We start from the raw sequence: 14,084 nt of genomic DNA on the forward strand, positions 1-14,084 counted from the left end.
CACGTCGCAGTTTACGCCAGTTCGGCGAAGCACTCTTCGATGATTGCCAGGCCTTGGTCCAGCTGCTCGTCAGGCGAGGTCAGCGGAACCAGGATACGCAGGACGTTGCCGTAGGTGCCGCAGGACAGCAGGATCAGACCCTTGTCGCGCGCCTTGGCCACAACCGAAGCCACTGCAGTAGGGTTAGGCTTGTGGCTGTCGCCGCCTTCGAACAGCTCGACCGCGATCATCGCGCCCAGAGCACGCACGTCACCGATCACCGGGTACTTAGCCTGGATCTTGCGCAGGCCAGCCACCAGGCGCTCGCCTACAGCCTTGCTGCGGTCCAGCAAGTTTTCTTCTTCGAACACTTCCATCACTGCCAGGGCAGCGGCGCAAGCGATCGGGCTACCGGCGTAGGTGCCGCCCAGGCCGCCTGGAGCGATGGCGTCCATGTATTCGGCCTTGCCGCAAACGCCAGCCAGTGGGAAACCACCGGCGATCGACTTGGCGAAGGTGGTCAGGTCTGGAGCAACGCCCATTTGTTCCATGGCGAAGAAAGTACCGGTACGGCCAGCACCCGTCTGAACTTCGTCAGCGATCAGCAGGATGCCGTGCTGGTCGCACAGGGCACGCAGACGGCTCATGAAGGCTTTAGGTGCAACGTAGAAACCACCTTCGCCCTGAACTGGCTCGATGATGATGGCAGCGATGTCACGTGGCTCGGCGTCGTTCTTGAAGATGCGCTCGATGCTGGCGATCGAATCGTCAACGCTCACACCGTGCAGCTCGCATGGGTATTGAGCACGGAAGACACCGCCTGGCATCAGGCCCATGCCGGCCGAGTAAGGAACGACTTTACCGGTCAGACCCAGAGTCATCATGGTACGGCCGTGGTAGCCGCCGGTGAACGCGATCACGCCAGCACGGCCAGTGGCAGCACGGGCGATCTTCACGGCGTTTTCGACAGCTTCGGAACCAGTGGTGACCAGCAGGGTTTTCTTGGCGAAATCACCTGGGACCTTGGCGTTGATTTTTTCGCACACTTCTACGTACGGTTCGTACGCCAGCACCTGGAAGCAGGTGTGGGTCAGCTTGTGCAGTTGAGCTTCAACGGCAGCGATCACTTTCGGGTGCACGTGACCGGTGTTCAGTACAGCGATACCGCCGGCGAAGTCGATGAACTCGCGGCCTTCAACGTCGGTCACGGTAGCGTTCTTGGCCGAGTCGGCGAAGATCGGGTGGATCTGGCCAACACCGCGTGGTACGGCAGCTACGCGGCGTTGCATCAAGGATTCGTTAGTCTTGCTCATGGGTTTCCTCATTCGCCGCTCATCGGTCGGCGTGGTTCAAGGATTAAGCGGCCGGGGCCAACTGCAGCAGCATGCGATGATCGACTGCTGCAGCGTCCGCGCCGCAAGGGCGTAATTCATGTAAAAAATGCCAACGGAGCGCTCTTGCGCACCGTTAGCAAAAACATCGGCGCGACGGGATTACACGCTGATGCAGAGGTACTTGATTTCCAGGTAGTCTTCGATGCCGTACTTGGAACCTTCACGGCCCAGGCCCGAAGCCTTGATGCCGCCGAAAGGCGCGACTTCGTTGGAGATCAGGCCGGTGTTGATGCCGACCATGCCGTATTCCAGCGCTTCAGCCACACGGAATACACGGCTCATGTCGCGAGCATAGAAGTACGAAGCCAGGCCGAACTCGGTGTCGTTGGACATCGCGATCACTTCAGCTTCATCTTTGAAACGGAACAGTGGAGCCAGTGGGCCGAAGGTTTCTTCCTTGGCGACCGCAGCGCTCTTCGGTACGTTGACCAGAATGGTCGGCTCGAAGAAGTTGCCTTCGATGGTGTTGCCACCGGCCAGTACCTGGGCGCCTTTGCTGACGGCGTCGGCGATGTGTTCCTTGACCTTGGCCACGGCTTTTTCGTCGATCAGCGGGCCAGTGGTTGTGCCGTCTTCCAGACCGTTGCCGATCTTCAGTTTGGCCACAGCGGCTTTCAGCTTCTCGGCGAACACGTCATAGACGCCGTCCTGCACGTAGATGCGGTTGGCGCAGACGCAGGTCTGGCCGTTGTTGCGGTACTTGGAAATGATCGCGCCTTCGACGGCCTTATCCAGGTCCGCGTCGTCGAACACGATGAACGGTGCGTTACCGCCCAGTTCCAGGGAGACTTTCTTGATGTCCTTGGCGCATTCGGCCATCAGCTGGCGACCGATTTCGGTCGAGCCGGTGAAGGACAGCTTGCGTACGATCGGGTTGCCGGTCAGCTCGCTGCCGATGTCGCCGGCGCTGCCGGTGACAACGCTCAGCACGCCTTGCGGGATGCCGGCACGGTGCGCCAGCTCAACCAGGGCCAGAGCCGAGTAAGGGGTCTGCGAAGCAGGCTTGAGCACCATGGTGCAGCCAGCGGCCAAGGCCGGGCCGGCTTTACGGGTGATCATCGCCGCCGGGAAGTTCCACGGGGTGATGGCCGCGGTCACGCCGATCGGCTGCTTGATCACGATCAGGCGCTTGTCTGGCTGGTGGCCAGGAATGGTGTCGCCGTAAACGCGCTTGGCTTCTTCAGCAAACCACTCGATGAAGGAAGCCGCGTAAACGATCTCGCCCTTGGCTTCGGCCAGTGGCTTGCCTTGTTCGGTGGTCATCAGGCGAGCCAGGTCGTCCTGGTGCTCGATCATCAGTTCGAACCAGCGACGCAGCTTGCCAGCACGCTCTTTGGCGGTCAGGGCACGCCAGGCCGGCAGGGCCTTGTCGGCAGCTTCAATGGCACGACGGGTTTCAGCAGCACCCATTTTCGGCACGGTACCGATGATTTCGCCCGTGGCCGGGTTGTTCACCTTGATGGTCTGACCGTTGTCCGCGTCCAACCACACGCCGTCGATATAGGCTTGTTGGCGGAACAACGAGGCGTCTTTGAGCTGCATGTCGGCTTCCTTAACAGCACCGTGCAGGCACGGAGCGTATTATTGATTGTGAAAAAGGCGCCACAAAGTGGGCTGCCGTCAGGAATTCATTCACCGGGGCCGGAGTACAAAATAGCGCACTGAACAAAAATCGTGCGGTCCAGCACCCGGGCAGGAGCGTTTGAAATCTCAAACGAATCCTAGGATCAAAGGGGGGAAAGGACAATAGGCTGTTCGAAAAAAAGAACAAAAATAGGCCGGGCGGAGGGTTTTTCAGATCAACGTCACCTAAAGAACGGCACTCGTGCAATATCGACAACAGATTACCGGCATGGACGGCCATCACCGAGATGGGTATGATGGCGCCCGCGTTGCACTCGTAGCTCAGCTGGATAGAGTACTGCCCTCCGAAGGCAGGGGTCGTGGGTTCGAATCCCGCCGAGTGCGCCATATCGCAACACCAGAAAGGCCCCGCGCTGAACAAGCCGGGGCCTTTTTGCGTTTGGGGTGTTCACTCAATCGATGGAAGCGCATGCACCGCGCGCTACTCAGGAGTCTTGCCTGTCAGTTGATTGGCAAATCGGGTGAGGTCGGCGAAACGGTCGTCCTCATTGACGACATCCTCTAGCTGGCGTTGCTGGTGGAACTGTTCGTATTGAGCCTCGGCGTACTGTTTGGCCATATCGTGGGAAACCTTGCCGGCATTGTCGAGAATATCTCGGTCGTTCAAGGTCAGGAAGCCATCGAGTTTTTTTACCCAGTCGGCCATGGACATGGGGATTCGGCGCATCGCCTGCCCTTCTGCAAACAGCAGGTATTGCTCTACCAGATTGTTCAGGGCACCGAGTTCTTCTTCCAAGAGGTAGTTTTTGGCATTGACGATATCTTGCTTGCGCACCTTGACGCCGCGCCAGTTGGTCAACCCCATGTGGGGTTTGTTGCTATCGGCACGATTGTGGATAAGCTCTGCTGCGGTCTGGCCGGTGATCGCCCAGTGCACCTTGTTCTGTACCGTTTTGAAGAAGCTGATGCTGGCGTCCTGAGTTGGGTCATAGTCCACGCTGGTAGCATAGATATCCGTAATCTTCTGGTAGAAGCGCTTTTCACTGGTGCGAATATCCTGGATGCGGCGCGTCAGTTCTTCGAAATAGTCGAAGGGCTGCTCCGGGTTCTTCAGGCGTTCATCATCCAGCAAAAAGCCTTTGACGATGTACTCGCGTAGCTGCCTCGTAGCCCATTGTCGGAAACGGGTTGCCGTGTAGCTTTGCACCCGGTAACCAACAGAAATAATGACGTCCAGGTTGTAGTGCTTGAGGGTTCGCTTGACCTGCCGAGTGCCTTCCTGACGAACCACTAAGAAATCCTTAGTGGTTGAATTTTGATCAAGCTCACCCTCTCTGAAGATGTTCTTCAGGTGCATCAAGACATTTTCTGGTGTGGTGCTGAAGAGCTCTGCCATCAGGGCCTGCGTCAGCCATACAGTCTCGTCGACGAATCGCACATCCAGCCTGGTTTGTCCGTCTTCACCTTGGTAGATGATAAACTGGGAGGTGTTGCTGTCTGTATTCAAAGCTTGAGCTCTCCCTTCATGACCCGTTCCTCCAGCACCTGCTTGCCTGCTCCAGCTCCAGCTCCAGCTCCGCACGTTACTGCTGAAAGCGACCTGAGCTTACCTCAATAACCGATGAATGCATTTCGCTGGGTCCGCCATATTGCAACAACAAGCAAGGTCCGGTGCTGAGCAAGCCGGGGCCTTTTGCGTTTGGTGTTTCAAAAGGTTTAATTGCTGGCGGATGCAGTGCTCTGGGAAATACCCTACGTGGCCTGTCTGTCTTGGCTGGCTTGTCGCTATACACCCATCTCCCTAGGCTGGTTCGGTCGCTGTAGGTTCAGCGATCGGGTGTGGTAACCCGGGAAGCAGGGTAAAAGCACATAAGCAATCTCATGATCGTTTATGGCAGCTGTGCGCGGGAGGCCTTCGGGCCTGCCGGTTTCCCTATACCCCGGTTTACCACCCCGCGTACAGCTGCCACCCCTCGTGTGGTAACGAGTGGAAGCAGCTTCACCGTATAGGAAAGCTCATCATGAAGAAGATCGTCCCAGACCCACCCCTTTCAAAATCCTGCACAACCACCAACACAGCCTTCGGCAATTGCGACGCCGGCCATCCTCCACTCTTCTGCGTCAGCTCCGCCATCACCGCCCAGGATGCGCTGGTGCATGCCTCGCTCTATCTACGCTGTGCCTATGACACGGGCATCAAGGGCCTGGACGGCATTGACCCGTCCAGTCAGGGTTTGCTGTGGTCGACCCTGCATTCGGTCGAGATGGCCAAGGGCCTGGTGGATGCGCTGCTCGATGGAGTGGAGCAGCAGGCCGGATCATTGGTGTAATAGCTGGCTGCGGTGGTCACGCACTGGCCGACCTTCTGGCGCAATCTCGCAGGCTCCAGCACTTCCAGATTCTCGCCATGGCTCAAGATCCACCAGACCAGACCTTGTGAATAAGTCGCCTCGCACTCCAGCAACCACCACTTTTCATCCAGCCGGGTGAAGCGCTGGTGTTCGGCGAGCGGTGTTTCGCTGGGGTCCAGGCGTATTCGCATTTTCTCGTTGATGCGCAGTTTCAGTGTGATCGCATCAGGCTCCACCAACCGCTGCGTGTAAGCCTTCAGATTGAAACCCGCTGGCACAACCGCCTCCCACGCGTGCATCGGCGTGATGTCGCGAAAGCGTTGCAGCGGTAACGTGCGCACCAGCTCCTCGCCGGCATAGGTGCAGATCACATAAATGCTCGAATCCTGATAGGAAAGACCTAGCGGGTTGATCACCTTGCGCTGCTCTTGAGCGCTGTTTCTCGAGTAATAAAGCGCGTCGAGCTGGTAACAACCGAGCAATGCCAGCTGGACTTCGTGCAGCCAGCGTTTATTGATCTGCGCCTGACGCAGCTGCAGCTGTTGGGTGCCCATCACGACCTTGCCCAGCCAGCGACTTTCATGGCGCTGGTGCTTTTCAAGCAGCTGCTTCGAGCTCCGGTACTGCTCTTGAAGGTCGTCCAGCGCGGACTGGTGCAGCAGATGGCTGGCCTGTTCGTAAAGGGTGACGATGCTCAGCGCCACACGGGCCGACTTGAGCAGTTTGGGGTCGACCTTCGGTGGCGTGACGACTGCCTCATTGAGGCTCCATCGGGACGCTTCGGCCAGACGCCAGCGTGGCACCGTATCTCCCTCTACCCTGACAATCTCGTGATCATCGCGCAGATGCTTCACGTCCCGTTGCACCGTTCGTATGTCTTCCTTGAAACCCTCGTCCTGAAGAAAGCAGCCAAGCTCCGCCGTCGTGATGCCCGTCTTGCCCGCTGCCGCAATCTTCGCCTGCACGCGATTGCGCCGATCGCGGGTAATGGCCGCCAGCCCCCGTTCAGCAACCGCACCAGTAGTACGTTGATCCATTTCGTCTGACTCTCCGTGCGACAAGTCCTGTCGTTAGCAGGCGGATACTAGCCGGACAGCGAAAGAGGAGCGAGCGCAGTGACGCAAATATCGATCATCCATATTCTGGACACCCTGCTTCCCTCGGTTGAAAGTCTGGAGTTTCAAGCGCCAGCGGGGTCGCAATTCTATGGCGGGGGTATCGGCATGCCGGCGCAATGTGTCTTCAAGCGCGCAAGCGAGCCCAGCCTGAGCGGCGTCGAGGGGCTCAATATCGTCAGCCCGGAACAACAGCTGGAGGATAACCAGGCGCTGGCCCTGCACTATTCGCACCTGCGCCAGGCAGCCGTGGACGAGAATGTCGAAGCCCTGATCGATCTCGCCTGGATATGGCTCAACGGGCGCGGCGTACCCGCCGACCACCAGCTGGCATGGCGATTGAACAAACTGGCAGCGGCACAGGGACGTGGCGAAGCGCTGTTCAATCTGGGCGAACAGTGTGCCTGCGGCAAGGGTGTGAAAACGGACCTCTGTGAAGCTGCCGATTACTACGAACAAGCCTATAACAAAGGTATCCACCGCGCAGCGACAGCGCTGGGTGGCATCCACGAACAGTTTTCCAACCTCAACATGGCTTACATCTGGTACCTGCGAGGTGCCACCTCGGGGGATCTGCAGGCCGCTTGCGGGGTGGGACGGGTTTCACTGAATGACGCGATGCGCCATCATGATGTGGCCAGTGGCCTTTACTGGCTGCAACATGCAGCCCTGATGGGGCACAAGGAAGCGACGCGGTTGCTGATCACCTTTCTGGAAAGCCCACACAACTTCCCCGACATGGACGGGCGCCTGCACAGATTCTGGTGCGAGCATCTGTTGCGCCTGGAAGGGCGTCTTTTTTAAAAGCAACGGCAAAAGACAAATGGCATTGGACCTCAATTCGCGAAGGAGCAATAGCGTGACGCTGCATGACTCGATCATTCTGGAAATTCAAAATGGCAAGCTGGCGAGTGAGCTCAGATCGTCCGATCTGCTGGGTGAAGAGCGCAAGGTGTTGCGTCGTATCGACGGGGCTGACGAAGAACGCTACCGCGTGGGCTTCGACTTCTATGCCGAAAGCCATATCGCCACAGAACTGCCCAACAATGCCGAAGACACCGGGTATTGGGTAAAAGCAGGCCAGCCCGCCAAATACAGACGCGTAGCCCGAGGTCTTTATCGTGTAATTGCCATTGAAGAGTTGGAGGAGTTGCTGGACGAGAGCGAGGACGCTGCCGCCCCTGTCCTGGCGTGGTCGCAGGTCACGACCCTTGAAGAGCGATTGGCCTGTTTTCTCGAACAGGAGCCTTTCCAGATTTTCGACAAAATGCGCCGAAGCCATCACCCGCAACAGCCTGTAGTCGGTTTCGATGCTCGTCTATCCAGCTATTTCTGGCCCACCCCATCGGTAAGCTATGCTGCGACCGATCTACTGCTGCAGGGTTTCATGGGCCGGGCCCGGGACCTGCAAGCTGATCTGCACGCCAATGCCGTGCAGGTACTGGCGTTGTTCACGGATATCTGTGCATGGGGTGGTGTACGACTTCCGACCGACGATGCGCAGGTGGTAGTGGATAACCTGGTGCGGGCAGCCAGCCGGAGCCGCACTACACCGGCATTGATGAACAGTGCCTGGACCAAGCTCTATGCGATTTTCTACCCGGACGATTTCGTTATCTACGATTCGCGAGTTGCAACGGCCATGGTTGCAATCGCCGAGCAGTGCATGAGCGATGCCGAACTCGTCACGTTCAAGAACAGCTATCCGAATCTTGGAAATATTGCTGGTCGCGGCGGTTCGCGGCCGCGAGCCACTGCGACCATCTGGCGTAATGCCTACACCTCCTGGTCGGCCCAACTCGATGCAAATGAATTGGCTAAAAAGGTACTGGGTCAGCTCAATCGACGCTTGAACAAAACCTACAGCCTGCGGCAACTGGAAGCTGTGTTGTTCATGGAAGGCTACTGATCGAGGCTTTCCATCACTGAAAGCTCAAGGCCGCCAATGGAGCTCCGCCAGAAGCTCCATTCGGGGGGGGGTAGCGCTACTTCAGATCAAGCCGCGCCCCAACCGGCACATCCAGCAACTGCCGCGCCGAAGGCGCTTCATCAGCACGCAGCCCACCCACATCCATCTCGCCGTACTTCACCAACCGGCAACGGTGCTTGAAGCGGTAGCCCAGCCAGATCGCCAAAAACAGCGGCAAGCTGATATAGGTCGCCACCAGACCACCCCAGTCAATGTGATCGCCCATAAAGGCGCTGTAGTTCTGCCCAAGGGTAATGAACAGGCACAGGGCGAAGGCGAACAGCGGGCCGAACGGGAACCACTTGGCCCGGTAGGGCAAGTCTTGCAGGCGGCCGCCCTGGGCCAGGAAGCCTTTGCGGAAGCGATAGTGCGAAACGGCGATACCGAGCCAGGCAATGAAGCCGCACATGCCGGAGGTGTTCAGCAGGGCGTTGTACACAACCTTGTCACCGAAGGCCGAGGTCAGGAAGCACAGCGCACCGATCAGGGTGGTGGCATACAGCGCATTGCGCGGCACGCCGCTGCGCGAGACCTTGGCGAACAGTTTCGGCGCCTTGCCTTGCATGGCAAGGCTGTAGAGCATCCGCGTGGAGGCGTACATGCCCGAGTTACCGGCCGAGAGAATCGCCGTCAGGATGACCGCGTTCATGACCGCTGCCGCCGCGGCAAAGCCGGCGCGCTCGAACAGCAAGGTGAAGGGCGAGACGCTGATGTCAGTGGTTTCGTTACGCAGCAGGCTCGGGTCGGTATAGGGGATCAGCATGCCGATCACGAAGATCGCCAGGATGTAGAACAGGGTGATGCGCCAGAACACCTGGCGGACTGCGATAGGCACGTTCTTGCTCGGGTTCTTCGACTCGGCGGCGGCAACACCGACGATTTCGGTGCCCTGAAAGGCGAAGCCGGCAATCATGACCACGCCCACCATGGCCTGGAAGCCGCCGACGAAGGGCGCATCTCCGCTGGTGAAATTGCTGAAGCCGGGCGATTCGACGCCGTGCATCAAGCCAAAGATCGTCGCCAGGCCGATGATGATGAAGACGACCACTGTGATGACTTTGATCAGCGCGAACCAGAATTCACTTTCACCGAAGTTGCGCACCGAGATCACGTTGAGCAGGAACATCAGGCCCAGGAACAGTGCACTCCAGTACACCCCCGGCACATCCGGGAACCAGAAACTCATCACCAGTTGCGCAGCCACCAGTTCAGCCGCGATGGTCACGGCCCAGTTGTACCAGTAGTTCCAGCCCAGGGCGAAGCCGAAGCCGTCTTCGACGAATTTGCTGCCATAGGTGCTGAACGAGCCGGCGACAGGCATGTGCGCTGCCATCTCGCCGAGGCTGGTCATCAGGAAGTACACCATGATCCCGATCAAGGCATAGGCCAGCAGCGTGCCGCCGGGGCCGGAGGTGGCGATGGTCGCGCCTGTGGCAACGAACAAGCCTGTACCGATGGAGCCGCCGATGGCGATCATGTTCAGGTGGCGGGGCGAGAGCGCCCGCTTCAAGCCAGGTTTTTCTGCACTCACTTGCACGCCTCCTGTTCGACGAACACAGGATCAGGCGCATAGAGAATGCCGCTGTTGTGGTTGATCATTGCCGACCTTTTTATTGGATTTATTGTGAGTCCGTCCCGTCTTTGGCGCGGGCGGATGCATGCAAGGTGCGGGGCTCCATGTCCTGTTCCAGACAGGTCGCGCTCCTGGTGAACGGGGAGACAGAGCTCGCGGGGAGAGAAGTCTAGAAGCAAGCGAGTGCGACGATAAGACGCAAAGTGCATTGATTTGACGAATGATTGGTCATTATGACGAGCAATAGTGACTATGTGATGCTTTGACGCTAATTCATTAACCATGAAGAGCCGCTGCGACCGGGAACAAATCGCCCAGTTTAAATGCCTCGGCAACCCGGTTGAGTACTTTTTAAGGTTTGGCCGACAAGCAGGGCGAGGAGAGTCTGAGGTCGGCGCTGGCCTTGTAGGAGCGGGCTCGCCCGTGATGAGCCCCTCAAAAACACCAAATAACTATCCCCATGACGTTTTTCTATCGAGTGAATGCCGCTTTCCACCTTGCCCTGCACGCCGCTGTCTACGATTCTGTATGAACGCCCCATGCACCGTATTGGAGAGGCCCGCATGAAGACCGTTGCCGAACTGCTGAAACTCAAAGCCGACAAGCACCAGCAAGTCCACACCATCGCGTCGCACCAGATGATAGTGGAAGCCTTGAAGGTGATGGCTGAAAAGAACGTGGGGGCGCTGCCAGTGGTGGACAATGGCCAGGTGGTCGGCGTCGTCAGCGAACGTGACTACGCGCGCAAGGTGGTGCTCATGGGTCGCTCGTCTGTCGGCACTCCTGTCAGCGTTATCATGAGCGCTCCCGTCATCACCGTGGACACCCATCAAAGCGTCGAGAAATGCATGGCTATCATGACCGACAGCCACTTGCGTCATTTGCCGGTGGTGGAGAACGGGCAACTGCTGGGCCTGCTGTCGATCGGTGACCTGGTCAAGGAATCGATTGCCGAACAGGCCAGTCTGATCCAGCAGCTTGAGCAATACATTCGCGGCGAATAGACGCTTGGGAAACCACGGCATCAGCCGTGGTATTCCCCTTCCAGTTCATCGAGCTGATGGTCGAAACTGCGCAAGCGCGCCGACCAGGTGTACACCAGCACTTCCAGGTCGCGATTGATCACCGCCCCTCCCGTTGCGCTTTCCTGTGAATCGCACAGGTCCAGTTGATAGCGCTCGCGGGCCATGGCCACCGCGACGGTGGAGAGTTCCCGGGCATTGTTCAGCCAGTGCCAGCCATCGCTGTGGATTTCCTGGTCCAACGTTCGGCATTGCTGCTTGAGAGCTTCCAGGCTTTTTTCCAGCGGGGTGCCGGTCAGTTCGCCCATGACTTCCTGAAAGGTGCGGCCAGGCTGCCAATAGCTGCCCCAGAAATAACGATCGAAGACGGTCTCGACCCGGCGCAGTGCCACCTTGGTGTCCCAGATCGCCACCAGGGTCTTGCCCTGCGCCAGTTGGCGTTTCTTGACTTGCACACTCTGGTACGCCGACCACGCAAGCACGCACAGCGCCATGGCCGCAATCACTGCCGATGCACTTAAAAGAAAAATCAACGCCTTGTCGATCTGATAGGCCCGCATGACCCCATAGAAATAACCCGCAGTCAGCAGGACCAGTGCCGTGATTGCGCACCAGAAGCCAGGTGCATAGGGATCTTTCATGGTGTTAATCCCCCCTCTTATTGTATTGCTGAGCATAGCAACGCTTGCGAAAGTGCAAGGGCGTCGTCAGCCCATTTTGCGCAGCATCAGGTTGAGTTGGTCGACCACCTCGGCCCAGTCGGCATCCTCATCGATGCCCTCGCGCAGGAACGCGGCCTGGGCCGGGGTCCAGAAAAAGGCGTCAGCCAGCACCAGGTTGGGCTTGAGCGGCGAATGGCTGGCGATGAAGGCGTCGATACCGACCGGGTCAGCCGAAAGCCCGAGCTGTTTGAACAGGGAAGGCAAGCTATGGTTGGGTGATTCCACGGGTCACTCCTTTGGCCAGGCTGCGCGCAACTGGCCGCAACCTGGTACCGGGTTGATGTTCATCAATGACAAACCTCACGCACTTCAGCGTGGGGCACCAGTTTCAGGTACTGCTCCATGCTCATGTGGACCAGGTAGCTGTGATTGCCGGCTTCAAGGTAAATATCGCCTTGGCGAGTCAGCGTCGGGTCGAGCAGCATTTTCATGCCATAGGCCTCACCCAGTGCCGGAATGGCACCGCGCTCGCAGTCGTCGAACAAATGTGGCAAGCCGCTTTCGCGGGTCAGTTGCCAGTTACCGCTGGTTTGGATCTTGCTCAAGTCCAGATGTTTGTTGGCCGGCAAGACGGCCATGATGTAGTTGCCATGCCGGTCATCGAGAATGACCGATTTGGCCACCCGCTCTGCCGGGACGCTGGCCACCCGTGCCGATTCCAGGCTCGTCGACGAATGTGGGTGGGCCACGATGTCGAAATCGCAACGCGCTTGTTCCAGGCTGCGCTCGACGGTTCTTGCCATACGCATGATGCACCTCCACGCCCTGCCGGAATTGACAGGGCAACCGCTATGAGTCTTCCCCCCTGTGCTCAAGTTTAGGCAGTCCGGCGCTACCAGGCGGCCCGATGGCTGTAACAGTTGAAGCTATGGCCGGGCGTCGATAGTCGAGAATGAGCTAACCGATGCGCGTGATTTCGCCCGCGGCTGGCTCAACTACGCTTTAGATGAAGGTTGTCGGTCTTTGCCCCCGTCCCCGGGAGGGTCAGGTGAACAGTCGCTGGTGGTGTCGCATGCTCTTGCTGCTGATGCTGGGCGGGTTACCGGCTGGCTTGGCGAGCGCGGCCGGCTCGGTGGTGGTGGTCCTGACCGTCAACGACGCGATCGGCCCGGCCAGCGCCGATTATGTGGTGCGCGGCCTGGAGCGGGCGGTGACGGAAAACGCCCAATTGGTGGTCATCACCCTCGACACCCCCGGCGGCCTGGACACCTCGATGCGTTCGATCATCAAGGCAATTCTGGCCAGCCCCCTGCCCGTGGCCAGTTTCGTTGCCCCCAGTGGTGCGCGCGCAGCCAGTGCCGGTACCTATATTCTCTATGCCAGCCACGTTGCCGCCATGGCGCCGGGCACCAATCTGGGGGCCGCGACGCCCGTACAGATCGGCGGCCTGCCAGGGATGCCCGAACCCCAGCGGCCTCCCGCAGCGCCGACCACCGACAAGAGTGCCCCGCCCGAACCGCAGGACACCCTCACGCGCAAACAGGTCAATGACGCGGCGGCCTACATCCGCGGACTTGCGCAACTGCAGGCGCGCAATGCCGAGTGGGCCGAAAAGGCTGTGCGTGAGTCGGTCAGCCTCTCGGCCGAAGACGCCCTCAAACTCAATGTGGTCGACTACCTGGCCAGCGACCTGGCTGACTTACTCAAGCAACTGGACGGCAAAAGCCTGACCGTCGCAGGCGAAGTCATGCAACTGCACACCGCCGGCGCCACGCTGGTCAGCCATGCGCCTGACTGGCGTACCCAACTGCTGGCCGTGATCACCAACCCCAGTGTGGCACTGCTGCTGATCATGCTGGGCGTCTATGGCCTGATGTTCGAGTTCATGAGTCCTGGCTCGGGCGTCGGTGGCGTCCTGGGTGGCATCTGCCTGTTGCTGGGCTTGTATGCCTTGCAATTGCTGCCGGTGAACTACGCTGGTGTCGGACTGATTCTGCTGGGTCTGGCTTTCATGATCGCCGAGGCCTTTCTCCCGAGTTTCGGCGTGATCGGCTTCGGCGGCATCGTCGCATTCGTCGTCGGCGCGGTGATTCTGATGGACACCGATGTGCCGGGTTTCGGCATCCCATTACCACTGATCATCAGCCTGTCACTGCTCAGCGCGTTGTTGCTGGTGGCCCTGATCGGCATGGCGCTCAAGGCCCGTCGTCGCGCCCTGGTCAGTGGCGATGCGGGCCTGGTCGGCAGCGTGACCCCGGTTTCCGGGCTGATGCCGGGCATGCCGTTGAGTGGCTGGGTGCAGCTGCAAGGCGAAAACTGGCAGGTGCTGAGCACCTCGCCCCTGCGACTCGGGCAGCAAGTCCGGGTGGTGGCGCGCAAGGGCTTGCTGCTGGACGTCATCGCCCTGGATGAGATACCACCGCAAGGAGACTGAA

General features: G+C 59.0%; 13 protein-coding genes and 1 tRNA gene. 6 read left to right on the forward strand and 8 right to left on the reverse strand.

All coding sequences use genetic code 11. The features are described 5' to 3' along the window. Window positions 1-11: 11 nt before the first annotated feature. Together gabT and gabD are read right to left on the reverse strand one after the other, a co-directional pair. The gene (gabT, locus tag F2S13_RS01725; RefSeq protein ID WP_166358392.1) at window positions 12-1,292 is read right to left on the reverse strand and encodes a 4-aminobutyrate--2-oxoglutarate transaminase; all 1,281 of its coding nucleotides are present in this window, start codon (window positions 1,290-1,292) and stop codon (window positions 12-14) included. Between the two features lie 180 nt (window positions 1,293-1,472). Then, the gene (gabD, locus tag F2S13_RS01730) at window positions 1,473-2,915 is read right to left on the reverse strand and encodes an NADP-dependent succinate-semialdehyde dehydrogenase (RefSeq protein ID WP_166358394.1); all 1,443 of its coding nucleotides are present in this window, start codon (window positions 2,913-2,915) and stop codon (window positions 1,473-1,475) included. Between the two features lie 352 nt (window positions 2,916-3,267). Here gabD and F2S13_RS01735 point away from each other — a divergent pair. Further along, a tRNA-Arg gene (locus tag F2S13_RS01735) sits at window positions 3,268-3,344 on the forward strand. Between the two features lie 94 nt (window positions 3,345-3,438). Here F2S13_RS01735 and F2S13_RS01740 read toward each other — a convergent pair. Then, window positions 3,439-4,464 (reverse strand): virulence RhuM family protein, encoded by a 1,026-nt coding sequence (locus F2S13_RS01740; RefSeq protein WP_166358396.1) that lies wholly within the window; start codon window positions 4,462-4,464, stop codon window positions 3,439-3,441. Between the two features lie 514 nt (window positions 4,465-4,978). Between F2S13_RS01740 and F2S13_RS01745 the strand changes: the two genes are divergently transcribed. After that, on the forward strand, window positions 4,979-5,287 hold the full coding sequence (locus F2S13_RS01745) for a DUF3077 domain-containing protein (protein ID WP_166358398.1): 309 nt from the start codon (window positions 4,979-4,981) through the stop codon (window positions 5,285-5,287). On the opposite strand, the gene F2S13_RS01750 is transcribed toward F2S13_RS01745, so the two are convergent. Then, entirely contained in the window at window positions 5,185-6,345 is a 1,161-nt protein-coding gene (locus F2S13_RS01750) for a helix-turn-helix transcriptional regulator (protein ID WP_166358400.1), read from the reverse strand. The two genes, F2S13_RS01745 and F2S13_RS01750, sit on opposite strands and share 103 nt — an antisense overlap. Window positions 6,346-6,423: 78 nt before the next feature. On the opposite strand from F2S13_RS01750, the gene F2S13_RS01755 reads away from it, so the two are divergent. Both F2S13_RS01755 and F2S13_RS01760 read left to right on the forward strand, forming a co-directional pair. Next, the gene (locus tag F2S13_RS01755) at window positions 6,424-7,227 is read left to right on the forward strand and encodes an SEL1-like repeat protein (protein WP_166358402.1); all 804 of its coding nucleotides are present in this window, start codon (window positions 6,424-6,426) and stop codon (window positions 7,225-7,227) included. 55 nt (window positions 7,228-7,282) lie between these two features. Next, window positions 7,283-8,332: a hypothetical protein gene (locus tag F2S13_RS01760; RefSeq protein WP_166358404.1), complete on the forward strand. Its 1,050-nt coding sequence runs from the start codon at window positions 7,283-7,285 to the stop codon at window positions 8,330-8,332. Window positions 8,333-8,408: 76 nt separating this feature from the next. Here the strand turns inward: F2S13_RS01760 and F2S13_RS01765 are convergent, their stop codons facing one another. Next, on the reverse strand, window positions 8,409-9,929 hold the full coding sequence (locus F2S13_RS01765; RefSeq protein ID WP_166358406.1) for an amino acid permease: 1,521 nt from the start codon (window positions 9,927-9,929) through the stop codon (window positions 8,409-8,411). Between the two features lie 599 nt (window positions 9,930-10,528). On the opposite strand from F2S13_RS01765, the gene F2S13_RS01770 reads away from it, so the two are divergent. Next, on the forward strand, window positions 10,529-10,969 hold the full coding sequence (locus tag F2S13_RS01770) for a CBS domain-containing protein (RefSeq protein WP_166358478.1): 441 nt from the start codon (window positions 10,529-10,531) through the stop codon (window positions 10,967-10,969). 20 nt (window positions 10,970-10,989) lie between these two features. Here the strand turns inward: F2S13_RS01770 and F2S13_RS01775 are convergent, their stop codons facing one another. The 3 genes from F2S13_RS01775 to F2S13_RS01785 all read right to left on the reverse strand — a co-directional run bounded on the left by F2S13_RS01775 (window position 10,990) and on the right by F2S13_RS01785 (window position 12,458). Beyond that, a complete protein-coding gene (locus F2S13_RS01775; protein ID WP_166358408.1) occupies window positions 10,990-11,628 on the reverse strand; it encodes an NADH:ubiquinone oxidoreductase subunit N in 639 nt (212 codons plus the stop codon). 66 nt (window positions 11,629-11,694) lie between these two features. Then, window positions 11,695-11,934: a DUF2789 family protein gene (locus F2S13_RS01780; RefSeq protein ID WP_166358410.1), complete on the reverse strand. Its 240-nt coding sequence runs from the start codon at window positions 11,932-11,934 to the stop codon at window positions 11,695-11,697. 62 nt (window positions 11,935-11,996) lie between these two features. After that, window positions 11,997-12,458, reverse strand: coding sequence for an aminoacyl-tRNA deacylase (locus F2S13_RS01785; protein WP_166358412.1), 462 nt, complete (start codon window positions 12,456-12,458; stop codon window positions 11,997-11,999). A gap of 239 nt (window positions 12,459-12,697) precedes the next feature. Here F2S13_RS01785 and F2S13_RS01790 point away from each other — a divergent pair, with 239 nt between their 5' ends. Further along, on the forward strand, window positions 12,698-14,083 hold the full coding sequence (locus F2S13_RS01790; RefSeq protein ID WP_425500202.1) for an NfeD family protein: 1,386 nt from the start codon (window positions 12,698-12,700) through the stop codon (window positions 14,081-14,083). The last annotated feature ends 1 nt before the right edge of the window (window position 14,084 follow it).

It is taken from the genome of Pseudomonas akapageensis (assembly GCF_011355085.1).
Classification (GTDB): domain Bacteria; phylum Pseudomonadota; class Gammaproteobacteria; order Pseudomonadales; family Pseudomonadaceae; genus Aquipseudomonas; species Aquipseudomonas akapageensis.